This window comes from Candidatus Methylopumilus turicensis (assembly GCF_000953015.1).
GTDB classification, from domain to species: domain Bacteria; phylum Pseudomonadota; class Gammaproteobacteria; order Burkholderiales; family Methylophilaceae; genus Methylopumilus_A; species Methylopumilus_A turicensis.
This window is the reverse complement of sequence record NZ_LN794158.1, coordinates 1467893-1492635: the sequence shown is the minus strand read 5'-3', so window position 1 is coordinate 1492635 and position 24743 is coordinate 1467893. Positions and strand designations below refer to the sequence as shown.

The 24743-nt window shown below is 44.3% G+C and carries 27 protein-coding genes; 20 read left to right on the top strand and 7 right to left on the bottom strand.

What is annotated here, in order from left to right; all coding sequences use genetic code 11:
- The first annotated feature begins 27 nt into the window (after window positions 1–27).
- The 9 genes from BN1209_RS07515 (at window position 28) to ppa (ending at window position 9849) form a co-directional block, all read left to right on the top strand.
- On the top strand, window positions 28–582 hold the full coding sequence (locus BN1209_RS07515) for a thioredoxin family protein (protein WP_045751626.1): 555 nt from the start codon (window positions 28–30) through the stop codon (window positions 580–582).
- Between the two features lie 278 nt (window positions 583–860).
- Window positions 861–2846, top strand: a complete 1986-nt coding sequence (gene tkt, locus BN1209_RS07510) for a transketolase (RefSeq protein WP_045751625.1) — start codon at window positions 861–863, stop codon at window positions 2844–2846.
- Between the two features lie 75 nt (window positions 2847–2921).
- The gene (gap, locus tag BN1209_RS07505; RefSeq protein ID WP_045751624.1) at window positions 2922–3920 is read left to right on the top strand and encodes a type I glyceraldehyde-3-phosphate dehydrogenase; all 999 of its coding nucleotides are present in this window, start codon (window positions 2922–2924) and stop codon (window positions 3918–3920) included.
- 9 nt (window positions 3921–3929) lie between these two features.
- Window positions 3930–5105 carry a phosphoglycerate kinase gene (locus BN1209_RS07500; protein ID WP_045751623.1) on the top strand — a complete coding sequence of 392 codons (1176 nt, stop codon included), beginning with the start codon at window positions 3930–3932 and terminating at the stop codon, window positions 5103–5105.
- A gap of 315 nt (window positions 5106–5420) precedes the next feature.
- Entirely contained in the window at window positions 5421–7343 is a 1923-nt protein-coding gene (locus BN1209_RS07495) for an EAL domain-containing protein (RefSeq protein ID WP_171816519.1), read from the top strand.
- A gap of 132 nt (window positions 7344–7475) precedes the next feature.
- Window positions 7476–8375: a phosphoribosylaminoimidazolesuccinocarboxamide synthase gene (locus BN1209_RS07490; protein ID WP_045751621.1), complete on the top strand. Its 900-nt coding sequence runs from the start codon at window positions 7476–7478 to the stop codon at window positions 8373–8375.
- A gap of 6 nt (window positions 8376–8381) precedes the next feature.
- Complete coding sequence (locus tag BN1209_RS07485; protein ID WP_045751620.1) at window positions 8382–8672, top strand: YkvA family protein; 291 nt, start codon at window positions 8382–8384, stop codon at window positions 8670–8672.
- Complete coding sequence (locus tag BN1209_RS07480; RefSeq protein ID WP_045751619.1) at window positions 8665–9297, top strand: carbonic anhydrase; 633 nt, start codon at window positions 8665–8667, stop codon at window positions 9295–9297. The genes BN1209_RS07485 and BN1209_RS07480 overlap by 8 nt, the downstream gene beginning before the upstream one ends.
- A 27-nt stretch (window positions 9298–9324) precedes the next feature.
- On the top strand, window positions 9325–9849 hold the full coding sequence (gene ppa, locus BN1209_RS07475) for an inorganic diphosphatase (RefSeq protein ID WP_045751618.1): 525 nt from the start codon (window positions 9325–9327) through the stop codon (window positions 9847–9849).
- 52 nt (window positions 9850–9901) lie between these two features.
- On the opposite strand, the gene BN1209_RS07470 is transcribed toward ppa, so the two are convergent.
- Complete coding sequence (locus tag BN1209_RS07470) at window positions 9902–10315, bottom strand: DciA family protein (RefSeq protein WP_045752059.1); 414 nt, start codon at window positions 10313–10315, stop codon at window positions 9902–9904.
- Window positions 10316–10514: 199 nt separating this feature from the next.
- Between BN1209_RS07470 and secA the strand changes: the two genes are divergently transcribed.
- The 6 genes from secA to BN1209_RS07440 all read left to right on the top strand — a co-directional run bounded on the left by secA (window position 10515) and on the right by BN1209_RS07440 (window position 17018).
- Window positions 10515–13223: a preprotein translocase subunit SecA gene (secA, locus tag BN1209_RS07465; protein ID WP_045751617.1), complete on the top strand. Its 2709-nt coding sequence runs from the start codon at window positions 10515–10517 to the stop codon at window positions 13221–13223.
- Window positions 13224–13226: 3 nt separating this feature from the next.
- Window positions 13227–13412: a DUF1289 domain-containing protein gene (locus tag BN1209_RS07460; protein WP_045751616.1), complete on the top strand. Its 186-nt coding sequence runs from the start codon at window positions 13227–13229 to the stop codon at window positions 13410–13412.
- A 116-nt stretch (window positions 13413–13528) separates the two neighbouring features.
- Entirely contained in the window at window positions 13529–14758 is a 1230-nt protein-coding gene (gene argJ / locus BN1209_RS07455; protein WP_045751615.1) for a bifunctional glutamate N-acetyltransferase/amino-acid acetyltransferase ArgJ, read from the top strand.
- A 2-nt stretch (window positions 14759–14760) separates the two neighbouring features.
- Window positions 14761–15639 (top strand): ATP-binding protein, encoded by an 879-nt coding sequence (locus BN1209_RS07450; protein ID WP_045751614.1) that lies wholly within the window; start codon window positions 14761–14763, stop codon window positions 15637–15639.
- Window positions 15636–16577: a Nudix family hydrolase gene (locus BN1209_RS07445; protein ID WP_082048429.1), complete on the top strand. Its 942-nt coding sequence runs from the start codon at window positions 15636–15638 to the stop codon at window positions 16575–16577. Before BN1209_RS07450 ends, BN1209_RS07445 begins: the two co-directional genes overlap by 4 nt.
- Complete coding sequence (locus tag BN1209_RS07440; protein WP_045751613.1) at window positions 16578–17018, top strand: hypothetical protein; 441 nt, start codon at window positions 16578–16580, stop codon at window positions 17016–17018.
- Window positions 17019–17023: 5 nt separating this feature from the next.
- On the opposite strand, the gene BN1209_RS07435 is transcribed toward BN1209_RS07440, so the two are convergent.
- From BN1209_RS07435 to BN1209_RS07420, 5 genes are read right to left on the bottom strand one after another with little or no spacing between them, the layout of a single operon-like run.
- Entirely contained in the window at window positions 17024–17470 is a 447-nt protein-coding gene (locus BN1209_RS07435) for a copper chaperone PCu(A)C (protein WP_052661127.1), read from the bottom strand.
- A gap of 1 nt (window position 17471) precedes the next feature.
- On the bottom strand, window positions 17472–17669 hold the full coding sequence (locus tag BN1209_RS09060; protein ID WP_082048428.1) for a DNA gyrase inhibitor YacG: 198 nt from the start codon (window positions 17667–17669) through the stop codon (window positions 17472–17474).
- Between the two features lie 23 nt (window positions 17670–17692).
- Window positions 17693–18451 carry a cell division protein ZapD gene (gene zapD, locus BN1209_RS07430; RefSeq protein ID WP_045751612.1) on the bottom strand — a complete coding sequence of 253 codons (759 nt, stop codon included), beginning with the start codon at window positions 18449–18451 and terminating at the stop codon, window positions 17693–17695.
- A 46-nt stretch (window positions 18452–18497) separates the two neighbouring features.
- A complete protein-coding gene (gene coaE, locus BN1209_RS07425) occupies window positions 18498–19115 on the bottom strand; it encodes a dephospho-CoA kinase (protein ID WP_045751611.1) in 618 nt (205 codons plus the stop codon).
- A gap of 3 nt (window positions 19116–19118) precedes the next feature.
- Window positions 19119–19982, bottom strand: coding sequence for a prepilin peptidase (locus tag BN1209_RS07420; protein WP_045751610.1), 864 nt, complete (start codon window positions 19980–19982; stop codon window positions 19119–19121).
- 152 nt (window positions 19983–20134) lie between these two features.
- Between BN1209_RS07420 and BN1209_RS07415 the strand changes: the two genes are divergently transcribed.
- Entirely contained in the window at window positions 20135–20491 is a 357-nt protein-coding gene (locus BN1209_RS07415; RefSeq protein ID WP_045751609.1) for a hypothetical protein, read from the top strand.
- Here the strand turns inward: BN1209_RS07415 and BN1209_RS07410 are convergent.
- Entirely contained in the window at window positions 20488–21456 is a 969-nt protein-coding gene (locus BN1209_RS07410) for a polyprenyl synthetase family protein (RefSeq protein ID WP_231855126.1), read from the bottom strand. The two genes, BN1209_RS07415 and BN1209_RS07410, sit on opposite strands and share 4 nt — an antisense overlap.
- 239 nt (window positions 21457–21695) lie before the next feature.
- Here BN1209_RS07410 and rplU point away from each other — a divergent pair, with 239 nt between their 5' ends.
- The 4 genes from rplU (at window position 21696) to proB (ending at window position 24740) form a co-directional block, all read left to right on the top strand.
- On the top strand, window positions 21696–22058 hold the full coding sequence (gene rplU / locus BN1209_RS07405; RefSeq protein WP_045751607.1) for a 50S ribosomal protein L21: 363 nt from the start codon (window positions 21696–21698) through the stop codon (window positions 22056–22058).
- Between the two features lie 10 nt (window positions 22059–22068).
- Window positions 22069–22326 carry a 50S ribosomal protein L27 gene (gene rpmA / locus BN1209_RS07400; protein ID WP_045751606.1) on the top strand — a complete coding sequence of 86 codons (258 nt, stop codon included), beginning with the start codon at window positions 22069–22071 and terminating at the stop codon, window positions 22324–22326.
- 155 nt (window positions 22327–22481) lie between these two features.
- Entirely contained in the window at window positions 22482–23591 is a 1110-nt protein-coding gene (gene obgE / locus BN1209_RS07395; protein ID WP_045751605.1) for a GTPase ObgE, read from the top strand.
- 12 nt (window positions 23592–23603) lie between these two features.
- Window positions 23604–24740: a glutamate 5-kinase gene (gene proB / locus BN1209_RS07390; protein ID WP_045751604.1), complete on the top strand. Its 1137-nt coding sequence runs from the start codon at window positions 23604–23606 to the stop codon at window positions 24738–24740.
- Window positions 24741–24743: the final 3 nt, after the last annotated feature.

The following is a 24743-nucleotide window of genomic DNA, read 5'->3' as shown; positions in this document are numbered from 1 at the left end:
AAGTATTTTAATAGAAGGAATACCCAAATGGTAAGTTTGAATCCACCTGTCTGTGATTTTGGTTGGAAAGCACCGAACTTTAATTTGCCTGGCGTGGACGGCAGGAATTGGTCGCTTGATGACCTTGCCGGAGAAAAGGGCTTGTTGGTGATGTTTATTTGTAATCATTGTCCTTACGTACAAGCGATACGTGAAAGGTTAGTCGATGATATGGCAACGCTGAAGTTGCTGGGCGTTAATGCAGTTGCGATTTCATCGAATGATGTGGTGAATTATCCTCAGGACAATTTTGAGCGGATGAAGGAAGTTGCGCGCGCGTTTAATTTTGGATTTCCATATTTATTAGATAAGTCGCAAGCAGTGGCGCGGGCTTACGATGCAGTGTGTACACCAGACTTTTTTGGGTTCAACAAAAATTTAGAGTTGCAATATCGTGGTCGATTTGATGATCAAGGGCGTGATTTAACCCCTAAGGCGAATGCCACTAAAGATTTGTTGGAGGCAATGAAGTTAGTTGCGGCGACTGGTGATGGCCCAACAGCACAAATTGCCAGTATTGGATGCTCAATAAAATGGAAATAACCCAGGCTTAAAAAGTGCATTTTGTAACCATTAACAGATGATTGGTATTGCTCAAAATGCCTTATTAAGCAATAATTCAGCCCTAAGCTCCCGTAAAACTAATTAATAAATATCACGCTACCAAAAAAATAAGTAGCCTGGATGTGCATGAATTTGAGGGAGAGGCTTGAAGAATTTCAGTGCCATGCTTATTTTGATGCGTTTTTAACATTAATTCGCTCATTAAAATAAGCTGGCATTTTTTGCGCTTTATAGATTGATTGATTAGGGAGAAATAAATGGCAACTCGTAAAGATTTAGCAAACGCTATCCGTGCTTTGTCTATGGATGCGGTGCAAAAAGCTAACTCTGGCCACCCAGGTGCGCCGATGGGCATGGCAGAAATCGCTGAAGTACTATGGAACCACAACATGCGTCACAACCCAACAAACCCAAATTGGGCTGACCGTGATCGTTTCGTATTGTCTAATGGCCACGGCTCAATGTTGATTTATTCATTGTTGCATTTGACTGGCTACGATTTGCCTATGGATGAAATCAAGACATTCCGTCAATTGCATTCTAAATGTGCTGGTCACCCAGAATACAGCTATGCACCAGGTATCGAAACAACGACTGGTCCATTAGGTCAAGGTATCACTAACGCGGTTGGTTTCGCGATGGCTGAAAAATTGATGGCTAACCAATTCAACAAACCAGGTCACGACATCGTTGACCACTACACATATTGCTTCCTAGGTGACGGCTGTATGATGGAAGGTGTATCACACGAGGCTTGTGCTTTGGCTGGTACATGGGGCTTGGGTAAATTGGTGGCTTTCTGGGATGACAACGGTATTTCTATCGACGGTCATATTGAAGGTTGGTATACAGATGACACAGCTAAACGCTTCGAATCTTACGGCTGGCATGTTCAATCAGTCGATGGTCATGACTCTGATGCAATTAATGCAGCAATTCAAAAAGCGAAAGCAGTCACAGACAAACCATCATTGATTTGCTGTAAAACAGTCATTGGTATGGGTTCGCCAAACAAATCTGGTAGCCATGATTGCCACGGTTCTGCACTAGGTGAAGAAGAAGTTGCAGCGACACGTGCAAACATCGGTTGGAACTATCCTCCATTTGAAATCCCTGCAGACGTTTATGCTGGTTGGGATCAAAAAGCTAAGGGCGCTAAATTAGAAGCGGACTGGAATGCTAAGTTTGATGCCTACGCTAAAGCTTTTCCAGCTGAAGCGGCTGAATTCAAACGCCGTATGGCAGGTGATTTACCAGCTAACTGGAAACAAGCTTCTGATGCATTGATTGCTGCAACAAACGAAAAAGCAGAAACCATTGCAACACGTAAAGCTTCACAAAATGTTATCGCTGCTTTGGCGCCAACATTACCAGAATTCTTGGGCGGTTCAGCTGACTTGACTGGTTCTAACTTAACCTCATGCGGCAGCTTCACACACGTTGATGGTAAAAAGCCAGGTAACTACATCTCTTACGGTGTCCGTGAATTCGGTATGTTTGCCATCATGAACGGTATGGCATTGCACGGTGGTTTCTTACCATTCGGCGGTACATTCCACATGTTCTCAGACTATGCGAAGAGTGCATTGCGCATGGCTGCGTTGATGAAACAACGTACTGTTGCAGTGTTGACACATGACTCTATTGGTCAAGGTGAAGATGGTCCAACGCATCAACCAATCGAAAACACATCTGGCCTTCGTTACATTCCGAACATGGATGTATGGCGCCCAGCTGACTCTACAGAAACAGCTGTTGCTTGGGTTGCAGCGGCTGAGCGTGATAATGGTCCATCAAGCTTGGTATTAAGCCGTCAAAACGTGCCTGGCATCAAACACGACACAGCACACTTTGACTTAATCCGTAAGGGTGGTTATGTGTTCTCTGATGTTGCTGGTAAAGCAGATGTGATCATTATTGCTAACGGTTCTGAACTTGATTTGGCAATTAAGGCTGCTGCTGAATTGAGTGCTGCTGGTACGAAAGTACGCGTGGTTTCAATGCCATCAACAAACGTATTTGACCGTCAAGACAAAGCATACCGTGACAGCGTGTTAACTGCAGGCGTTAAGCGCGTGGCTGTTGAAGCTGCTCACCCTGACTTCTGGCGCAAGTATGTTGGCTTAGAGGGTGCTGTCGTTGGTATCGACACATTTGGTGAGTCTGCACCTGGTGGCGTATTGATGAAGCACTTTGGTTTCACTGTTGAAAACGTAGTGAAAACTGTTAAGTCAGTACTGTAATTATTGAAATAAGCTAGACCAAGGGAGCCTGTATTTTTTGGCTCCCTTTTTGTTTGTAAAACTAAGGTAACAATCATGACAGTTAAAGTAGGCATCAACGGATTTGGTCGTATTGGTCGCATGGCTTTGCGTGCGGCATTTCAGGATTTTGAGAATATTGAAGTGGTCGCGATTAATGGTACACAAGACCCTGATTATCTTGTTTACATGGCGAAATATGATTCAGTCCATGGCAACTTTAAAGGCAGCATCGAATACAAAGATGGCTATTTAGTTGTCGACGGTAAAAAAATACTGCTAACTTCGGAAAGAAATCCAGAGAACCTCAATTGGGGTGCCATGGATGTTGATGTCCTGTTAGATTGTACGGGTGTTTTCTTAACCCAAGAGAGTTGCCAAAAGCACATTGATGCAGGTGCTAAAAAAGTGGTGCAATCGGCGCCACCAAAAGATGATACGCCGATGTTTGTTTATGGTGTAAATCATGACGAATATAAAGGTGAAACCATTGTTTCAGCCGCTTCATGTACGACGAATGCTTTAGCGCCAATCGCTAAAGTGTTGAATGATACGTTTGGTATTAAGCGTGGGCTCATGACCACTGTGCATGCCGCAACGGCTTCACAGCAAACGGTTGATGGCCCTTCAAGCAAAGATTGGCGAGGCGGTCGTGGTATTTTAGAAAATATTATCCCTTCATCTACTGGCGCAGCAAAAGCTGTTGGTAAGGTAATTCCAGCACTCAATAAAAAACTCACCGGCATGGCATTCCGAGTGCCAACCTCCGACGTTTCTGTGGTTGATTTAACTTGCGAGCTTAATAAAGAGGCGAGTTATGAAGAAATTGTGGCCGCGATGAAGTCAGCTTCAGAGTCAGAGCTAATGAAGGGTGTTTTAGGCTTTACTAAAGACAAAGTAGTTTCGACGGACTTCCGTGGCGCTGCCTTTGCAGCTGTTTTTGATGCTGAAGCAGGCATTGCGCTTGACCCAACTTTTGTGAAAGTCGTTGCATGGTATGACAATGAGTACGGCTATACCTGCAATATGTTGCGATTAGCAGCCTACATCGCTTAAGGAAGCATCATGGCAATTATTAAAATGACCGATTTAGATTTGTCGGGGAAGCGTGTATTTATTCGTGCGGATTTAAATGTGCCTGTGAAAGATGGGCAAGTGACTTCCGATGCGCGTATTACAGCCTCCATGGCGACGATTGAGTTCGCGCTCAATGCTGGTGCAAAAGTGATGGTGACATCGCACCTTGGTCGTCCTGAAGAAGGTGTTTATTCTGAGGAGAATTCACTTCAGCCTGTTGCTGACATTATTTCTGCTAAGTTAGGAAAATCTGTTCGCTTAATCAAAGATTGGGTGGCTGGTGGATTTGATATTGCGGATGGTGAGTTAGTTTTGTTAGAAAACTGTCGCTTTAATCCAGGTGAAAAAAAGAACCTAGACGAAACTGCGCAGGCTTATGCCAAACTTTGTGATGTGTTTGTAATGGATGCGTTTGGAACAGCCCATCGTGCCGAGGCCTCGACTTACGGCGTAGCTAAATTTGCGCCAGTGGCTGCTGCCGGTATTTTGCTTACTCAGGAGTTGGACGCCTTAAGCAAGGCTTTGCTCAACCCTGCTCGTCCGATGGTCGCCATTGTCGGCGGATCTAAAGTCTCTACAAAACTGACCGTACTTGAAAGCTTATCTGAAAAAGTAGATCAGTTAGTGGTCGGCGGGGGCATCGCCAATACATTTCTAAAAGCAACAGGGCATGAGATTGGTCACTCGCTATGTGAGGATGACCTTCTTCCTACGGCTCGTGCACTCATTAGCAAAATGGCTGAGCGCGGTGCTGCTGTGCCAATTGCTGTTGATGTGGTGACGGGAAAGCATTTTGATGCAAATGAACCGGCGGTGATTAAGGATGCTGGCAAGATTGCGCCTGATGACATGATTTTTGATATTGGTCCAAAGTCTGCCCAGGAGCTTGCTAATATTATTATGAATGCGGGTACTGTGGTTTGGAATGGCCCGCTGGGTGTGTTCGAGTTTGATCAGTTTGGTGAAGGTACAAAGACGATTGCAATGGCTATTGCTCACACTAAAGCATTCACTTTGGCTGGAGGTGGCGATACGATCGCCGCGATCCAAAAATATAATATTTACGATCAGGTTTCATACATTTCGACCGCTGGTGGTGCTTTCTTAGAGTTTTTAGAGGGTAAGAAACTACCCGCCGTTGAGATTCTAGAATCACGGAGCTAAATCAACAATTTGGATGAAAAAAAGAAAAAGGGCCTACGGGCCCTTTTTCTTTAAGTTTAATATTTAACAATCTGAAAATTATGAATTTTAAATTTTATTGTAAATTATATTTTCTGATAGAATCCATCATCCTGACGTAGATTAGTATCATTAATCCACACGAATTGTTGAGCAAAAATTTTGAACCATACATCGACGGCACGTAATTTAAAGAGAGTCTTGGTGCTAGCCCGAGCGAATTTCATTCGTCTGATACCTACCGAGTCAATCTTTTATTTAAGAGAGGCGATGATTTGGACTTTGCCATGCGCAATTATGTCTGCCATTTTTGTTGCTACCGCCTTTATGTTTCAGTTGATAGGAATTGCGCCTGAGTTCGTTGCTAATTTGTCGAGTTTAAATAAGATATTTTCAGGCTTGATACCAATCATCGCAACGAGTGCGCTTGCTTATATATTAAGCGTTAAAAAGCGCTTACCCCCCATGCCAGTTTCTCTATTGGCTCTGATTTCTACGCTTGTTGCTAAACAGCAGCTTGGTGGTGACTCTAGTCGCGCCGATACTTTTATGTTGATCATTGGCATCATTATTCCTTTTGTTGTGGTGCCTTTAGTTTATTGGTTATACCAAAAAAAGTGGGCAAGAATTACTGATGCTGACTTTGCGGGTGGGAATGTGAAGGGTGCGCTTAATTTGACCATTCCTGGAATTGTGGTTTTTTCGATTATTTTCGTCACGCTCAAAGCGTTGATTTATGTCAGTTCTTTTTTTATTTTTCCTGATTTTCTGAGTGATGCATCGATTGGTGCATCTTACTTAGGGGGTGTTCTTTATACGAGTTTGAATTCTATATTGTGGTTTTTTGGTATTCATGGGGCAAATGTCTTACACCCATTAATGGTGCAATTGACAGAGAACTCAGCCGCAGGACTTGGCCTGGTAAACGAGTCATTTTTGGGTGCTTTTGTATTTATGGGAGGGTGTGGCGCAACGTTCTCGTTAATTATTTCAATATTAATTTTTTCTAGAAGTAAAACATTACGTTTGCTAGCAGTTGCTAGCGTGCCAATCGGCCTACTAAACGTCAATGAGCTACTGCTATTCGGCCTTCCCATTATTTTAAACCCAAAAATGTTAGTGCCATTTTTAGTTGTTCCAGTGGTGAATGTTGTGGTTGCCTTGACGGTTATCAACTTCGGTTGGGTGGCGATCCCTAATGCAACTATTCCACTCAATAGTCTAATTGGCTTCAATGCTTTTTTTGCAACGCATCACGACATTCACGCAGTCGCCTTACAGTTATTTAATATTATGCTTGGTTCTATGATTTACAGTCCTTTTATAAAAGTCATTGAACGAGAGAGCTCAAAATCTCTGAATGTTTATTTAAAGTCATTGAAAATGACTTATACACACTTTCAAGAAGAGGCATCCTTATTTTCGGATGACGTTGTACAGCAATCAAATACCTTACGTCATGCAAAGAATCGCAAACGTCAGCAGCTAGAGCGTTTAGCAGAGCTTGATTTCTTTTTGGAGTATCAGCCCCAGGTATCCGTGCAAACCAAGCATTTTGTTGGGGCTGAAGCCTTACCTCGCGCGCGTGAAAAATCAGGAAAAACGATTATGCCTTTCGAGTTTTTACCATGGTTGGACGAGGCTGGTTTGATGAAAAGTATTGATTTATGGGTCGCGGGTGAAGTGCTAGAACAAGATGCAATTTGGCAAGAAATGGGGGTTGATGTGCCAATAAAAATTAATGTGACCGGTGCCACGTTAAGCGAAAAAGTAGCGACCAATGAGCTGATTAATAAAATCAGCCAAGCAAAAGGCAGAATTTCAATTGAAATTGTTGAGCAGGACTTTTCAACAGGATTAGTTGAAGTGGTTGATGCAATTAAACGTATTCATGCATTTGGCGGGAAGGTTTATATTGATGACTTTGGAACTGGTTATTCATCATTAAGTTATTTAAATAGTTTGCATGCAGATTATATTAAAGTGGATAGAAGTTTTGTCCTCGCCCTCGAAACCGAGGGGGGGCAGAAAGTCATGTCCGGCATCTTCAACTTTGCTGAAGCTTTGGGCCTATCTCTAGTGGTTGAAGGGGTTGAGAGCGAAGAGCAACTGTCCAAAATTCCAAAGAATGTCCCATTCTCTGTTCAGGGATGGCTCTATAGTAAAGCGCTGCCCCCAGATTTAATTCCCGCTTTTGCTAAACAATATTCTGCTGCTTAATCTCCTTGGTTTTTAGAGATATGCACACTTAAGGTATAATCAATCCTAACGGATTAATGGCTTGAACATCTTATTTTGTATGCTCAAACGCTTTTAAATGGGTCTTCGTGAATTATTCATTAGGAAAATGCATTGTCTACTACGCTTACGCAATCAAGTATCAAGAGTCTGCCGCTGTTACATCAAGGGAAGGTTCGTGATATCTACGATATCGATGCTGATACTATGCTATTGATTGCCACAGATAGGCTATCTGCATTTGACGTTATTTTGCCTACGCCGATCAAAGACAAAGGTGCGATTTTGACTGAAATCGCTAACTTCTGGTTTGCGAAACTTGGGCACATTATTCCTAACCATTTGACCGGTATCAACCCAGACACGCTCGTGAGCGATCCTGCTGAAAAAGCGCAATTAGGAAAGCGTGCACTTGTCGTTAAGAAACTCAAGCCTTTGCCAATCGAAGCGATTGTGCGTGGGTATTTGGTAGGTAGTGGGTGGAAAGAATATCAAACCAGTGGCACTGTGTGTGGGATTGAACTTCCCGAGGGCTTAAAAGAGGCATCAAAATTGCCTGCGCCAATTTTCACGCCATCTAGCAAAGCGGATGTTGGCGATCATGATGAAAACATTACTTTAGAAAAATGTGCATCACTTTTAGGCCAAACGCTCGCCGAAAAGGTCTCAAGCGTGAGTCTTCGGTTATACAAAGAAGCGGCTGAATATGCATTAACACGAGGTATTATTATTGCCGACACTAAATTTGAATTTGGACTCGATGCAGTCGGTGAGCTTTATCTCATTGATGAAGCGCTGACGCCAGATTCATCTCGTTTCTGGCCTGCAGATCAGTATGTTGTAGGCAAGAACCCGCCAAGCTTTGACAAACAATACGTTCGTGATTGGCTTGAGGCTTCTGGATGGAATAAAACTCCGCCAGCGCCTATATTGCCTGATGATGTGGCAGAAAAAACCAGTGAGAAATATCGCGAAGCTTATACCAAGCTGACAGGTTTAGACTTGGTTGTTTAGACGCTCATGCTAAGTCAGCTTAAGACGGTTGCGGCACAACTAAAGCAGGAGTTTGAAGTTTATCGACTTGTTTTAAAGCATCCTGAGACGCCAATGGTGGCGAAGTTTTTTTTAGGCTTGGCGATAGGCTATGTATTGATGCCTTTTGATTTAATTCCAGATTTTATTCCGTTGATTGGCCAATTGGATGACTTAGTGATTGTGCCTTTATTAGTCTATATCGCCATAAAAATAATTCCAGATGGCTTAGTCAGTGAGTGTCGTGAACTGATAAAAAGAGAAAAAACGAATGAGTAATATTGATCAATTTGTTGCAGGGTACGAGCGCTTCCATGAAAATTACTTTGCCGGTGATACGCCATTATTCGGTGAATTGAGCCAAGGACAAAACCCGAGCACAATGATTATTGCTTGTTCGGACTCTAGGGTAGACCCAGCCATTGTGATGGATGCAAAGCCGGGTGATTTGTTTGTGGTGCGTAATGTAGCCAATCTTGTACCGCCTTATGAAAAGGGTGGTGGATATCACGGTGTGAGCGCTGCACTCGAGTTCGGTGTTTGTGGGTTGGGTGTTCGTCACATTATGGTGATGGGTCACAGACAATGTGGTGGTATCAAAGCGCTAACCGAAGGGGTGCCAGAGGGGATTGATGGTGAATTTATTCGTCCTTGGGTAAGCATGGCTAGCCATGCTTACCGACGTGTAAAGGCAGACTTTCCAAATGCAAGTGCCGGAGAAATGGCTTGCCATTGTGAGTTAGCAGGCATCATTGTTTCTCTTGAGAACCTAGCCACCTTCCCTTTTATCAAAAAGCGTATTGATGAAGGCACCTTGACCTTGCATGGTTGGTATTTTGATATTGAAACTGGGGTCATGTCTGCTTATGATCCTAAAACATTAAAATTTGCACCATTGTTATAATTTTTTAAAACTGCTTAAGGAAAAACGATGTCATTAAGTAATGTGCCTGCGGGCAAAGATGTGCCAAATGATTTTAACGTCATTATTGAAATCCCGATGCGTGGCGAGCCGATTAAGTTTGAAGTTGATAAAGAATCTGGAGCGATATTTGTAGATCGTTTCATGGGAACATCTATGCATTACCCGTGTAACTACGGCTATATTCCGCAAACACTTTCAGAAGATGGCGACCCAACGGATGTGCTTGTTATTACACCTATCCCATTGCAACCTGGCGTAGTGATTCGTTGCCGCGCCATTGGCGTGTTGATGATGGAAGATGAATCAGGCATGGATGCTAAAGTATTGGCGGTGCCAGTAGATAAAATCTGCCCGCAATACAAAAACGTAAAAAGCTATGAAGATATTCCTGATTTCCAATTAGCGCCAATTGCGCATTTCTTTGAGCATTACAAAGATTTAGAAAAAGGCAAATGGGTTAAGGTTGGCCAATGGCAGGGAGTCGATGCTGCAAAAGCTGAAATCGTTGCTAGCGTAGCACGCGCCAAATAATCAAAAGCTTGAGTTTTGAGAGAACAATGGCCACTTTTTAGTGGCCGTTTTTTTAGGTGCGTTTTGACAGTCTGGTTAAGACATCGCCCAGCTCAGAGCCCTCTAATTGCTTCGCTAATGATTGTAGACTGGTTGAGGCATTTTCGCTGATGTGGCGAGAGGGTTTTACTGCTTTATCTTGCTTAGACTGGACGTCTACTTGCACTCTGATCGAGGTGACTTCTACACCCTGCTTTTGTAGCTTGGTAATCAAGCTAGGCAATAAAAGCTTAATTTTGGCAGCAATTGCACCATTTTCAACATGCACAGTCAGACGTTTGTGTTCAATATTACCTGCCTGCGAATAGGGCTTGAGTTGAGTCGGGACGATTTCATTCCAAATTTTTTGGATGGAGGTCAGGTCTTTGGCTTTTTCAGCCATTTTTGACAGTGCGCTGTTTTTAAGTATTGCATTGATTAATTGCAAAATTAAGCCCTCGCGCAAGTGAAATTAAATAATGGTAGATTGTTCCTATTAATATTATATCGTCTGTAAGGCTGTTCGTGTTTTAAGTGTCGTTGTAATGGCTGCCGAGAGGTGGCTTGAGTATGGTAAAATCGCAAGAATTTATTTTTAAGTCAACCTTAAAGAAGGTTCCGCGATAGCGGAAAGTTGGTGTCACTCTATGTTATCCAAGCTTTTTAGAAAATTATTTGGTAGTCGTAACGATCGCCTAGTGAAGCAATATTTTGAGCAAGTGGCGGTGATTAATGCCCTTGAGCCTCAAATGCAAGCGCTCAGCGATGACCAATTGCGTGCAAAAACAGAAGAATTCAAGGGCCGTTTTCAGGCAGGCGAAACGCTAGATCAGCTTCTACCAGAAGCGTTTGCAGTGGTGCGCGAAGGCGGTCGCCGTGTATTCCAAATGCGCCATTTTGACGTGCAATTGATCGGTGGCATGGTGCTCAATGCAGGCAAAATTGCAGAAATGCGGACGGGTGAAGGCAAGACCTTAGTGGCAACACTGCCAGCCTATCTTAACGCGCTAACAGGGAAGGGTGTTCACGTCATTACCGTGAATGATTACTTGGCAAAGCGTGATGCTGAGTGGATGTCTAGACTTTACAATTTCTTGGGTTTAACGGTTGGTATTAACCTGTCACAGATGCCTCATGATGTAAAGCAACAAGCCTATGCTGCAGACATCACCTACGGTACCAATAATGAGTTTGGTTTTGATTACCTTCGTGACAACATGGTGTATACAGCTGAGGAGCGGGTACAACGCAGCCTAAGCTATGCCTTGATCGACGAGGTGGATTCGATTTTGATTGATGAGGCGCGAACCCCGCTGATCATCTCAGGTCAAGCCGACGATAGCATCGACTTATACAATCAAATGCACGGTATCGCTGCTCAGTTGGTCCGTCAAACGGAAGAAGAGGGCGAAGGCGATTACTGGGTTGATGAAAAATCCCAACAAGTCATTATGTCCGAGCAGGGCCATGAGCATGCAGAGCAGTTACTTGAAAAATCAGGACTGTTGGCAGAAGGTGTTAGCTTGTACGACGCTGCAAGTATTAGTTTGATCCATCATTTGTATGCATCTTTGCGCGCCCAGTCTTTATTTCATAAAGACCAGCACTATGTTGTGCGTGATGGCGAGATTGTCATCGTTGATGAATTCACAGGCCGTATGATGACAGGCCGTCGTTGGTCTGATGGCTTGCATCAAGCCGTTGAAGCGAAAGAGGGTGTGGCGATTCAAAAAGAGAATCAAACGCTTGCTTCTATTACTTTCCAAAATTATTTCCGCATGTATGGCAAATTATCTGGCATGACAGGCACTGCTGATACGGAAGCGTATGAGTTTAATCAAATTTACGGTTTAGAAACCGTTGTGATTCCAACGCATCGCATCATGCAACGTAAAGATCAGATGGATAAGGTTTATCGCACTGGGCGTGAAAAATACAATGCGGTGATCGAAGATATTAAAGAATGCCAAGGTCGTGGCCAACCAGTATTAGTCGGCACTACTTCGATCGAAAATTCTGAATTGATTGCTGATTTGCTGACTAAGGCAAAACTAGATCATCAAGTATTGAATGCAAAACAACATGAGCGAGAAGCCCACATTATTGTGCAGGCTGGTCGCCCAGGGATGATTACAATCGCCACTAATATGGCTGGTCGTGGAACGGATATTGTCTTAGGTGGCAATCCAGAACCTAAAATTGATCTTGTTCGTGCAGACGAGGGTCTTTCAGAAGCAGAGAAGCAAACTAAGATTGCAAACATTAAAGCAGAATGGCAAATTCGCCACGATGCGGTATTGGCTGCAGGTGGTTTGCATATTATTGGTACAGAGCGTCACGAGTCTCGTCGCGTGGATAACCAATTGCGTGGACGTTCAGGTCGTCAGGGCGATACAGGCTCTAGCCGCTTTTATTTGTCTCTTGAAGATCAATTATTACGTATTTTTGCATCTGATCGTGTTTCAGCGATTATGGAACGGCTCAAAATGCCTGAAGGTGAAGCGATTGAGCATCCATGGGTCACCCGTGCGATTGAAAATGCACAGCGTAAAGTAGAAGGCCGTAACTTCGATATTCGTAAGCAACTTTTGGAATACGATGATGTAGCCAATGATCAGCGTAAAGTGATTTACGAGCAACGTAATGAGCTCTTGGAAGTGACGGATGTGGGTGAAACGATTGGTGCAATGCGTCATGACGTCATTAACAACATCATTGCAACCTACGTGCCACCAGGTAGCGTGGAAGAGCAGTGGGATGTCGCTTCGTTAGAGAAAGTGTTGCAAGGTGAGTTTAATTTATCTCTGCCATTGCAAAAAATGTTGGAAGAAAATCCAGAATTGCACGAAGAAACATTACGCGACACTATCCAAGGTGCTGCCGAAGAAGCTTACACAGCCAAAGAACAAATGGCTGGCGCGGACACGATGCGTCAATTTGAGCGTGCGGTCATGTTGCAAAGTTTAGACAATCATTGGCGCGAGCACTTGGCTGGTTTGGATCATTTACGTCAAGGTATTCATTTACGTTCATATGCGCAAAAGAATCCTAAGCAAGAATACAAACGTGAAGCTTTTGAGTTATTTGCCGCTTTGCTTGATACGGTGAAGCATGAAGTGACGCAAGTCACCATGCAAGTTCAAGTCAAGAGCGCTGCCGATTTAGAAGCCGTTGAAAAGCCAACAGAGCTGGAGAATGTGCAGTATCAACATACAGACTATGACGAAGCTTTAGCCTCGTCAGCGGTTGAAGATAGTGCGCCATTTGAACGCGAAGGTGTGAAGATTGGCCGCAATGATCCATGTCCATGCGGCTCAGGACAAAAGTACAAACAATGTCACGGAAAGTTAAACTAATTTATGGGTATTGAAGATATCGTTTCGCCTTGTATTGGCGTTTGTGCAATCAATGATAGCAATGGTTTTTGCCAGGGCTGTTATCGCACGGTTGAAGAAATTCGTGAGTGGTGGAATATATCTGACCAAGAGCGAGATAAAGTGATGGGTACTTTAGACCAGCGTTTGTTAGATAACACCACGTTCTAAATAAAAAGCGGCTTTAAAGCCGCTTTTTTTATACTCAGAATCTGTGTTTTGCTTCATGCAAGTTTTGTCTATCGGTTAAAATCCTACTATTCCTTGATGACTTAGAGCTCACAAAAATGCCAGTTAATTTATCAGCACCGCAAGCCAATTCTTTATTGCCTGTGAAAGGTGTTCAACTCGGGTTTGCGGAAGCTAATATCCGCAAGCAAAACCGCAAAGATTTGTTAGTGATTAAGCTCAGTGAAGGCACACGCGTTGCTGGTGTCTTTACCAAAAATCAATTTTGCGCTGCGCCCGTGACTTTGTCTAAAGATCACCTCGCAAGCGGTAATGAAATTCGTGCGCTTGTGGTTAATACGGGCAATGCCAATGCGGGAACTGGTGAGCCAGGTATGCAACATGCCAAACAAACTTGTGTGGCGTTAGCTGATTTGTTGGGGGCGAAATCTGCATCACAAATTTTACCGTTTTCGACAGGTGTTATTTTAGAATCCTTGCCTGTGGATCGTGTGATTGCTGGTTTGCCCGCATGCATTGAGAACCTAAAGGAAGATAACTGGCTCAATGCTGCCGAAGCCATTATGACGACGGATATTGTGGCAAAAGGGTATTCCAAACGGATTTCTTTAGAAGGTAAGACCATTACCATTACAGGTATTTCTAAAGGCTCAGGCATGATTCATCCCAACATGGCGACCATGTTGGGTTATATCGCAACCGATGCGGCCATCAGCCAATTAGCGTTGGAGCAGTTGATTGATTACGCGGTCAATCGCTCATTTAATTGCATTACGGTAGATGGTGATACCTCCACAAATGATTCTTTAATTTTGATGGCGACTGGTCAATCTGGGATTGCTGAGATTCAAGCAGATACGGCCGATTATCTGGCTCTTCGCGATGCCATGACTGAAGTCGCCACATTGCTAGCGCAAGCGATTGTACGTGATGGAGAAGGCGCTACTAAATTTATGACGGTGCAAGTGGAGGCAGGTCGAGATCTCGAGGAGTGTCGCAAAGTGGCTTATGCCATTTCGCATTCTCCACTAATTAAAACGGCTTTCTTTGCATCAGACCCTAATTTAGGCCGTATCTTGGCGGCAATTGGTTACGCCGGCGTTGATAGTTTAGATGTCAATGCCATGCAGCTTTATTTAGGTGATGTGTTAGTGGCTGAAAATGGCGGTCGTGCACAAGCCTATCAAGAAGAGCAGGGTGCGGCGGTGATGAAAGAGCCAGAGATTTTAGTGCGCGTCGTGCTTAATCGCGGCGAAGCCAGTGCAACCGTTTGGACTTGCGACTTCTCATACGATTACGTAAAAATTAACGCGGATTATCGCTCTTAATGATGGCGAATATTGAAAGCCTGATTAATCGTGCGGAGTCTATTTTAGAAAGGCTTTCAGCCTATCTACCATCAATTCAGCAAGATGTTGATTGGAATGCTTTAGCTTGGCGTTGGCAAATCATGAATGGCCGAGGTTGTCTGCAAGCTGTTCCACATCCCCACCAAATCAAGCTAGAAGCCATTTGCAATGTAGATGCCCAAAAAGCTGAAGTTGTGCGTAACACAGCGCAGTTCGTCAGCGGCTTTCCTGCGAATAGTGTGTTGCTAACAGGCGCGCGGGGCACGGGAAAATCCACCCTTGTAAAAGCGTTGTTGAGTGAGTTTGCAAAAGATGGATTGCGTATTGTCGAGGTTGAGAAACAGGACTTGGTTGCCTTGCCCGAGATTGTCAGTTTGCTTCGCGCAAGGCCTGAGCGATTTATTATATTTTGCGATGACCTTTCCTTTGAAGCGACAGACCCAGGTTATAAAACGCTTAAAGTGGTGCTGGATGGCTCCATCGCAACCACTTCAGATAATGTCGTGGTTTATGCTACTTCTAACCGTCGGCACCTCATGCCTGAATACATGGCGGAAAACTTAGAAACCCAGTATGTGGGTGAGGAAATTCGTCCAGGTGAAACCTCAGAAGAGAAGGTCTCGTTGTCGGAACGTTTTGGCTTGTGGCTCTCTTTTTACGCGTTTGACCAAGATGAATATTTAACAGTCGCAGCTTATTGGTTATCCGAATATGGCATTGCTGAAATGAACGACGAAGTAAGACGTGCTGCATTAACTTTTTCTTTAACGCGCGGCGCCCGAAGTGGCCGTGTTGCCTATCAATTCGCACGTGACTATGCGGGCCGTCAGGCTTTGGCTAATCAAAAGTCAGCATCTTGAACACTAACAAAGTAGTCCATGCCGCAGTAGCAGTTTTGATGCGCGAAGATGGGATGGTCTTATTGGGTAATCGGCCTGCAGGGAAGGCCTGGGCTGGTTGGTGGGAATTCCCAGGCGGTAAGATTGAAGACGGCGAAACGCCACTTGAAGCCCTGCAACGTGAGCTAGATGAAGAGCTTGGCGTGCAAGCGACTGAAGCCTACCCATGGCTTGTTCGTACCTTTGACTACCCAGAAAAAACCGTCAAGCTCAACTTCTTTATCGTAAAGTCGTGGCAAGGCGAGCCTGTTGGGCGTGAAGGTCAGCAACTTAGTTGGCAAAACCCTGCAGCCTTAACGGTTGAGCCTATGTTGCCTGCTAATATTCCTATTCTCAGTGCCTTAAGTTTGCCAGCTGTTTACGCGATTACTAATATGATGGAGATGGGTGAAGCATCTTTTTTCAAGGCTTTAGCACTCCAATTGGAAAAAGGATTGAAGTTGATCCAAGTGCGTGAAAAACAACTGGGTCGAGAGGCATTAATTGCATTTGCACATAAAGTAATTGCGCTCGCACGTCCCTTCGGCGCTAGAGTGCTGATGAATGCAGATTGGGATGATGTGATGAAAGCAGGCGCCGATGGCATGCATTTGAATAGTCATGCGCTAATGAATTTGAGTGAGAAGCCTCATGGTTTGTTGGTCGCTGCGTCTTGTCACAATACTCAAGAAATGGCAAAAGCAGTCCAAATGAATGTAGATTTTGTGATGCTCTCTCCAGTATTGCCAACCCGCAGTCATCCGGAAACTCAAGCCATGGGCTGGGAAGCGTTTGCGAAGATGAAACAAGATTATCCATTACCTGTTTATGCACTTGGCGGCATGCAATATTCAGCGCTTAAAAATGCTTGGCAAGCAGGTGGCCATGGCATCGCCATGCAGAGAGCCGTTTGGGAATAAATGAAGAAATTTTTTTTACTACTAGTTTTGTTGATTGCACTAGGCTTTGGGGCGAAGTTTTATTTTGCTAAGCCAGAGTTGGCGCCCATTAGCGTTTTATCTTGTGCTGATATTACTCAGTCATGTGGCAATGAGGTGTTCACGGTTCAGTTTGCCGAAGCGCCGCAAGTGATGAAGCCGTTGCATTTAAATTTGCATCTTAATCGAGCTGAAGCCGTTAAAAACATTCATGTTGATTTTGCGATGCAAGATATGGAAATGGGCTTAAATCGTTACCGCTTAATCCAAGTGAATCAATCTGGCGATTGGAAAACAGAGGTGACTTTGCCTATTTGTATGCAGGGGCGTAGTGATTGGAATATGTTGCTTGAGATTGAAGCTGGCAATGGGATCCAGCGCCTTCAGTTGCCATTTTCAGTTATGGCTAATCGCGCTAATTAACTAGCTTATGGCTGTTCAGCAAGGATGGGACTGCTGACTGTAACCAAACTTTCTTTGCCAGCTTGATTTTTGAAATGCAAAGCAAATGAAACGGTTTCGCCAGCTTTTAGCGGTTTCTTCAAATCAAATAACATTAAATGGAATTCCCCCGGCGCAAGCTTGTTGGGTGTGTTCGCTTTTAAATCTAATTGTTCAAGCATGCGCATTTTCATGACGCCATTTTCCATGATCATGCTATGAATTTCGACACTATCTGAAGCAGAGCTTTCCACTTTGACCAGGCGGGTGTCTGATGTGCTGGTGATGGTCATATAAGCCGCGCCTACCTCTTGGCCTTCAGCTGTTGCACGGACCCAATTGTCAGTGATGGAAATTTCGGGCGCTTGTTTGCTGCAAGCCAGCAACATTGTCACTAAGATTGTTAATACAAAATATAGCTTCTTTTTTAGCATCTTAATTCAGACCTTCTGTATCTAAATCATCTGCAGTGATAGGTGTTTCAATGCGATAGCCTTCACTTGCCCAAATGCCTAAATCAATCATTTTGCATCGCTCAGAGCAAAAGGGTCTAAACGCATTGCTAGGACTAAATTCAGAAAGTTTTCCACATTCTGGGCATGGGACTAGACGTTTTTTTTCGACAGATTGCATTGGGGACTAAACTTAAAAAAGAATTAAAGGTTGCCGAGTGTGAGTGAGAATGGAATATCAAATTCACATGGATGTGGTTTTTCAGTGCGGCTCATGGAGATAAAGCGCAAATTGATTGCATATTTATTAGCACTAATTTCAGGATAGCAATTTAAGTCGTCATCGACTTTTACTTGCAACATTTGGGCTGGTTTTGCATTACCAAGCATTTGCTGGTAAGCCCCATTGACAGCAATATTTGCAACGCCTTTACCGCTTCCTCTGAGGATGTTTAGAATGATTCCTAGTGCGTCATAGATTGGCGTGACGTGACCTAACCATTTTTCTAAATCCTGCTTTCGTTCCTCCGCAGGACTTTCTAACCAATAATGGTAAGAGGGCAAATCAAACTCGCACAAGCCGCCAGGAATAACAGCGCGCTGTTTAATCGACATCAGCCACTCGTTTTCTTTGAGCGGCTGGCCTATTCTGGTGCTAATGGTTCTAAGTCGCGCTGACGTGCCAATGATTTTGTCTAAAATAGGCTGAAGCACTTCAGATGCGATGTTTGGATTGCCTACTAAACTTGTCATGATGACTTTTTGGCGATCTAACTCTTGTAGTAGGTCAGTTTTTAAATCTGTACGGTCAAGAATATCCAGAATCTGGAAAAAAGACACAATGGCATTATGGTGATGGCTTGGGTGTTCTGAAGCGATATTAAGCAAAACCTTAGAGAATAAATCCTCTAGACGAAGCAGAGTTCTGATTCTTTCGTTAAAAGGAAATTCGTAAATCGCCACTTTAGTTTTCGCTTAAATATTTTATTAAACACTTAGATACGTCAGATTATGGGTTTGAATTGTCAATTACGCAAGTATTGATATATTTCTCATGTACGCGCTTAATTTTCTCTTTTAATTCTTCAATTAAGCCGTCATTTAAAATGATATCGTCTGCGAGTGCGTTTCGCTTTTCACGTGGTATTTGGATATCAATGATTTTCTGAATATCCGACTCTGAAAGGCCGTCTCGCTTGCTTGCTCTGGAAATTTGCATCTCAGGACTACTATCAATCACTAGACTGCGATTGATGATTTTTAAGTAACGGTCACTTTCAAACAAAAGCGGAATGGCTAAAACTTGATAAGGAGCTGTAGCATTTTTATTAAGCGCTTCCATTGCCTTGTTGTAAATGGCTGGATGGAGAATGGTTTCTAGTTTTTTTCTAGCTTCGCGATCTGCAAACACTTTTTGGCGTAAAGCTGCTCTATTGAGGCTGCCATCGCTATTTAGCATATCTTTACCAAAAACCTGGGTAATTTCTTCCAAAGTGCCTTGGCCGCTGGCGGTTAATTCATGGCTGATGATGTCGACGTCCACGATAGGCACCCCTAGCTCAGCAAATAGCCTTGCTGCTTCACTTTTTCCGCTACCTATGCCACCTGTGAGTCCAACAACATACATCGCTTAGCCACCCAAATATAAGTGTGAAAGTTGCGTGCCCCAAAACAAGGCTGCAATGCCACCGAGTGCGAGATAAGGCCCAAAAGGAATGGCGGTGTTTCTTCCCTTTTTAGCGAAAATAATCAAGCCAATCCCGATAATTGAGCCGGCAATGGAGGAGAGCAGGATGACCGCTGGGAGCATCGCCCAGCCAAACCAAGCGCCTATTGCCGCTAGCATTTTAAAGTCACCATAGCCCATGCCTTCTTTGCCCGTAATCAGCTTAAATGCCCAATAAACGATCCACAAGATTAAATAGCCCGCTACTGCACCGATGATGGCTGATTGAATATCTGTGAAGCCGCCATTTAGGTTGAAAAGCAAGCCTAGCCAAAGTAGCGGCAGGGTGATGTCGTCTGGTAAAAGCTGGGTGTCTAAATCTATCAAGGTGAGTGTTAACAGCGCTAGAACAAACGCTGATGCGGCCAAGGCGTTGATCGAAAAGCCGAACTGATAGGCAGTTAGGCCCACTATTAATGCACTGATGATTTCAACAGCAGGGTAACGCCAGCTAATAGTAGCTTTACATTCTTTGCATCTACCGCCAAGTACTAGAAAGCTAATGACAGGAATATTGTGCCATGCTGCGATGGCTTTTTGGCAATGCGGGCAGGTTGATCGCGGATTGATTAAATTATATTTTTTGGTTTTTTCGGCATGATCAATACCGTTAAGTGAGGCACATTGTTCGCGCCAATTCATCTCCATCATGATGGGCAATCTGTGTATCACCACATTCAAGAAGCTACCAGTCACAAGGCCTAAGAGGCTGGCGATAATGATGAAAATGGTTGAGTTTTGTTGAATGAGCGCAATTAATTCGGACATGAGACTTTCTTTTGTTTATTGGTTGATCTTAATGAAGAGCATATTCGCATTGAATATTGGTCAGGGCAACTCCATAAATAATATGCGCTATTGAAATGCAAAAAACAGTCTCCAATATATAATGAATAAAACTGCTGTTAGGAAAAGATTGTATGCGCCCTGAGCCAAATGTAGAAGCCTCAATATTAGAAATGGATGAAACCCAAGTGGAAGCTTGGACTAAGCCTGTTGTCTGCCGCGTAGAGGTAGATTTGCCTAATTGGATGGCCCAGCTGACGGGCCATAAAAACTGGGAAGTATTTAATGAAGAGGAAACTGACGATTATATGAGCTATGCGATGCGCTTGGGTCGTCAAGAGGCTGAAGTGACTCTATATCACAGCGGTTATGCCGTGGTCGATGTGGACGGGGAGTCCTTATTTAACGGCACACTCACGAATGGCAAGAATGCTTGCGCGCAATTGACTTACTTCAACCCAGAAAACGGCGAGCCTATTACCCTTAATTAATAGGTTCTGGCGACGGAAAATTCTGCTAAATCAATCAGTGCTTGGTGTTGGGCTGTCTTTGGTAAATGTGCAATCGCTTGGCATGCAAGCGTCGCTTCTTGTTTTGCAAGGCCTCTCACGTAGTCTAAGGCACCCGTCTCTTTAACCGCTTGTGTCACAGCAGCTAAATCCTCCAAGCCCCCTTGTTCAATGGCGTTACGAATAAGATTGCGCTGGGCTTCGTTGCCGTTTCTCATCGCATATAGTAGCGGTAGCGTTGGCTTTCCTTCAGCGATGTCGTCGCCAAGATTCTTACCGATATCTTCGCTCTCGCCGCTTAAATCAAGCACATCGTCAATGAGTTGGAAGGCTGTGCCTAAGCGCATGCCATACTCTGCCATGGCCTGTTCATCGTGGGCTGATGCTTGGCAAATTACAGCGCCTAATCGAGTGGCGGCCTCAAATAATTTAGCCGTTTTGTAATGAATGACGCGAAGATAGTCTTCATCGCTAATATCAGCATCATTAATGTTGAGCAGTTGTAACACTTCGCCTTCAGCAATGATGTTGGTGGCTTCAGCCAAAATATCCATGACGCGCATATTCTGAACGCTTACCATCATTTGGAAGGCGCGCGAATAAACAAAATCACCTACTAACACGCTGGCGGCGTTACCAAATAGGGTATTTGCGGTTGCGCGGCCGCGACGCATGGCAGACTCATCAACAACGTCATCATGTAATAAGGTCGCGGTGTGGATGAATTCCACAACTGCAGAGAGCATGTGGTGGTGCGGCTCAATTTTTCCGAAAACGCCTGCAGATAAAAGCACTAAAGCAGGACGCAAGCGTTTGCCACCGCTATTAATGATGTAATCCGCCACTTGATTAATGAGGACGACTTCAGAATGGAGTGATTGACGGATGACGTCATCGACGGCACGCATGTCGTCTGCAATGCTTGATTGAATAAGGCTAAGTGACAATTGAAGCTACCAATAAAATTTATAGCAATTTTAGCATTTATAAGGCCTGTTTCGCCGGACTTTTTATGCGGATAAAGCGCTAAAAACCTGGTGATAAGCTTACTTAGGTTAAAATATGATGTGTAGCTTGATTTAGGTGCTTAAGGTTTTTTAGATAAAGCCTATTTTGTATTTGCTTAAGTCCGAATTTTACGTATAATGCGCAGTTCATTTGAATGCGTAGCAAACGAGGCTTAATCATGTATGCAGTCATCAAGACTGGCGGTAAACAGTACCGCGTAACTCCTGGCCTAAGGCTTAAGGTAGAAAAATTAACGGGTGATGTCGGTAGCGACGTTACTATCGATCAAGTATTAGTGTTGGCTGATGGTGAGAATGTCACTATTGGTGCGCCATTAATCGCTGGCGCTAGCGTGACAGCTAAAGTGTTATCACACGGCCGTGGCGACAAGGTAATGATTTTCAAATTCCGTCGTCGTAAACACTACCGTAAGACACAAGGTCATCGTCAAAGCTATACAGAAATCCAAATTGCAGATTTCGGTGGCGCTTCAACTAAACCAGCAAAAGCTAAAGCTGCAAAAGCTAAAGCAGCTGAATAAGGAGTAGAAAATGGCACATAAGAAAGCTGGCGGGAGTTCCCGTAACGGTCGTGACTCACAGGCCCAACGATTAGGTGTTAAAGCCTTTGGTGAGCAAGAAGTTTCAGCTGGTAGCATCATCGTTCGTCAACGTGGCACACGTATGCACGCTGGTGAAAATGTCGGCATGGGTAAAGACCACACACTATATGCAAAAGTAGACGGTAAAGTTGCTTTCGCTATTAAAGGTGCGTTGCGTCGTAAGATGGTAAGCATCATCCCACTTTAATGCTATCGAGCACTATAAAAAGCCCTATCGCTTGGTAGGGCTTTTTTGTTTTATATGGGGCTAACTTGGCGGTATGATACGGTTAGTTCAAAATGGATTTTAAGCTTGAGTTCCAATGCTGAGTCCGAAGTGTTATATCAATTATGCGGTGACCAATGAAATTTATAGATGAAGCTACCATTAAGCTTTTTGCGGGTGATGGCGGTAATGGTGTAGCAACTTTCCGTCGTGAAAAATATGAGCCCATGGGCGGACCAAATGGCGGCGATGGCGGCCATGGCGGTTCCGTATACTTTGAGGCTGACCGCAATATTAATACATTGGTCGATTATCGCTATACACGTAGCTTCCGCGCACAGCGTGGTGAAAACGGCCGTGGCTCTGATTGTTACGGCGCTGGTGGTGATGACATGGTGTTGCGCGTACCTGTTGGCACTGTCATTAGTGATAAAGCCTCAGGTCAAACATTGATTGATCTGGCCGAGCACGGGCAGCGTGCGATGTTGGCTAAAGGTGGCAAGGGTGGTTTAGGTAATATTCACTTCAAGTCGAGTTTGAATCGCTCACCACGCCAGTGCACTAAAGGTGAGCCAGGCGAAGAAATTGAACTTTATCTAGAGCTTAAAGTGTTGGCTGATGTGGGTTTGCTTGGTATGCCCAATGCAGGTAAATCGACGTTTATTCGTTCGGTTTCAGCCGCAAAGCCAAAGGTTGCCGACTATCCGTTTACCACCTTGCATCCTAATTTGGGCGTTGTTCGCGTTGATACTAACCGCAGTTTTGTAATCGCGGACATTCCTGGGTTGATTGAAGGTGCTGCTGAAGGTGCTGGTCTTGGTCACCAGTTCCTACGCCATTTAGCACGTACGCGTTTGCTGCTTCATATTGTGGATTTAGCGCCATATGATGAGGCGGTTGATCCGGTGGCTGAAGCTAGAGCGATTGTAGAAGAGCTTCGCAAATATGATGAAGAGCTTTATAACAAACCACGTTGGTTGGTGTTGAATAAAGTCGACATGCTTGAAAACTCAGCCGAAAAAGTAGCTGAGTTTGTAAAAGCTTACGGCTGGAAAGGCCGTACTTTTGCGACTTCTGCAATCAGCGGTATCGGCTGTAAAGAGCTTGTGTATGCGATTATGGATCATGTGGAAGAAGTGAGCGCAAAAGCGCGTGAAGAGGAAGATGCTGAACAAGCAAAACTAGCGGCTGAAAAGTTAGCTCGCAAAGAAGCGGCAGCATTAAAGAGAGCTGAAAGCGCAGAATAAAGTTTGAGTGAGATGAAATCATTATTAGCTGACGCAAAATGTATTGTGATTAAGGTAGGTTCTAGCCTAGTCACGAACAATGGCGAGGGTTTAGACCAAATGGCGATTGCTGCTTGGGCGGCTCAAATCGCCCAATTAGTGCGTCCAGCGAATGGCGATATTCAAGCAAGAAAAGTAGTGTTGGTTTCTAGTGGCGCAGTGGCCGAAGGTATGCAGCGCTTGGGCTGGAAAAAGCGTCCAACAGCGGTGAATGAGTTGCAAGCTGCGGCGGCAGTTGGCCAAATGGGCTTAGTGCAAATGTATGAGTCATGTTTTGCTCAGCACTCACTACATACAGCGCAAGTCTTACTGACTCATGATGATTTGGCTGACCGTAAGCGTTATCTCAATGCGCGTAGCACTTTGCGTACGCTGCTTGATTTAGGTGTGATTCCAATTATTAATGAGAACGATACTGTCGTCACTGATGAGATTCGTTTTGGGGACAATGATACCTTAGCTTCTTTGGTCGCTAATCTAATCGAAGCGGATGCTTTAGTGATTTTGACTGACCAAGCCGGCCTCTATTCAGCTGACCCACGCAAAAATCCTGATGCCAAGTTTATTCAGCACGCAACAGCCGGTGACGAAGCTTTGGAGCAAATGGCGGGTGGTGCTGGCAGTAGCGTAGGGACTGGCGGTATGTTGACTAAAGTTTTGGCGGCTAAGCGAGCAGCGCGAAGTGGCGCACATACAATTATTGCTTCTGGTCGTGAGAAAGAAGTGCTCATTAAGTTGGCTTCTGGCGAAGTCATTGGCACGCACCTGCACACAGAGCAAGGCAAAATGCTTGCTAAGAAACAGTGGATGGCAGACCATTTGCGTGTTTCTGGCCAATTAAAACTCGATACTGGCGCAGTAAAAGTGTTGCGGACTGACGGTAAAAGTTTATTACCAGTCGGGGTTGTAGCGGTTGAAGGCAGTTTTGAACGTGGCGATGTTGTGGCTTGTTTAGATGAGCAAGGCAAAGAAATCGCCCGCGGATTAGTGAATTATTCTTCAGCTGAAACAGCGCGAATTTTGCGTCAGCCGAGCAGTGAGATTGCATCCATTTTGGGTTATGTGGATGAAGCTGAATTGATACACCGAGATAACCTTATTCTTTTGTAAGAT

What these genes read in the sequence shown, in the direction of transcription:
- BN1209_RS07515 (WP_045751626.1), top strand. Translation starts at nt 28, where the DNA reads ATGGTAAGTTTGAATCCACCTGTCTGTGATTTTGGTTGGAAAGCACCG.
- tkt (WP_045751625.1), top strand. Translation starts at nt 861, where the DNA reads ATGGCAACTCGTAAAGATTTAGCAAACGCTATCCGTGCTTTGTCTATG.
- gap (WP_045751624.1), top strand. Translation starts at nt 2,922, where the DNA reads ATGACAGTTAAAGTAGGCATCAACGGATTTGGTCGTATTGGTCGCATG.
- BN1209_RS07500 (WP_045751623.1), top strand. Translation starts at nt 3,930, where the DNA reads ATGGCAATTATTAAAATGACCGATTTAGATTTGTCGGGGAAGCGTGTA.
- BN1209_RS07495 (WP_171816519.1), top strand. Translation starts at nt 5,421, where the DNA reads ATGTCTGCCATTTTTGTTGCTACCGCCTTTATGTTTCAGTTGATAGGA.
- BN1209_RS07485 (WP_045751620.1), top strand. Translation starts at nt 8,382, where the DNA reads ATGCTAAGTCAGCTTAAGACGGTTGCGGCACAACTAAAGCAGGAGTTT.
- BN1209_RS07480 (WP_045751619.1), top strand. Translation starts at nt 8,665, where the DNA reads ATGAGTAATATTGATCAATTTGTTGCAGGGTACGAGCGCTTCCATGAA.
- ppa (WP_045751618.1), top strand. Translation starts at nt 9,325, where the DNA reads ATGTCATTAAGTAATGTGCCTGCGGGCAAAGATGTGCCAAATGATTTT.
- secA (WP_045751617.1), top strand. Translation starts at nt 10,515, where the DNA reads ATGTTATCCAAGCTTTTTAGAAAATTATTTGGTAGTCGTAACGATCGC.
- BN1209_RS07460 (WP_045751616.1), top strand. Translation starts at nt 13,227, where the DNA reads ATGGGTATTGAAGATATCGTTTCGCCTTGTATTGGCGTTTGTGCAATC.
- argJ (WP_045751615.1), top strand. Translation starts at nt 13,529, where the DNA reads ATGCCAGTTAATTTATCAGCACCGCAAGCCAATTCTTTATTGCCTGTG.
- BN1209_RS07450 (WP_045751614.1), top strand. Translation starts at nt 14,761, where the DNA reads ATGGCGAATATTGAAAGCCTGATTAATCGTGCGGAGTCTATTTTAGAA.
- BN1209_RS07440 (WP_045751613.1), top strand. Translation starts at nt 16,578, where the DNA reads ATGAAGAAATTTTTTTTACTACTAGTTTTGTTGATTGCACTAGGCTTT.
- BN1209_RS07435 (WP_052661127.1), bottom strand. Translation starts at nt 17,470, where the DNA reads ATGCTAAAAAAGAAGCTATATTTTGTATTAACAATCTTAGTGACAATG.
- BN1209_RS09060 (WP_082048428.1), bottom strand. Translation starts at nt 17,669, where the DNA reads ATGCAATCTGTCGAAAAAAAACGTCTAGTCCCATGCCCAGAATGTGGA.
- coaE (WP_045751611.1), bottom strand. Translation starts at nt 19,115, where the DNA reads ATGTATGTTGTTGGACTCACAGGTGGCATAGGTAGCGGAAAAAGTGAA.
- BN1209_RS07420 (WP_045751610.1), bottom strand. Translation starts at nt 19,982, where the DNA reads ATGTCCGAATTAATTGCGCTCATTCAACAAAACTCAACCATTTTCATC.
- BN1209_RS07415 (WP_045751609.1), top strand. Translation starts at nt 20,135, where the DNA reads ATGCGCCCTGAGCCAAATGTAGAAGCCTCAATATTAGAAATGGATGAA.
- rplU (WP_045751607.1), top strand. Translation starts at nt 21,696, where the DNA reads ATGTATGCAGTCATCAAGACTGGCGGTAAACAGTACCGCGTAACTCCT.
- rpmA (WP_045751606.1), top strand. Translation starts at nt 22,069, where the DNA reads ATGGCACATAAGAAAGCTGGCGGGAGTTCCCGTAACGGTCGTGACTCA.
- obgE (WP_045751605.1), top strand. Translation starts at nt 22,482, where the DNA reads ATGAAATTTATAGATGAAGCTACCATTAAGCTTTTTGCGGGTGATGGC.
- proB (WP_045751604.1), top strand. Translation starts at nt 23,604, where the DNA reads ATGAAATCATTATTAGCTGACGCAAAATGTATTGTGATTAAGGTAGGT.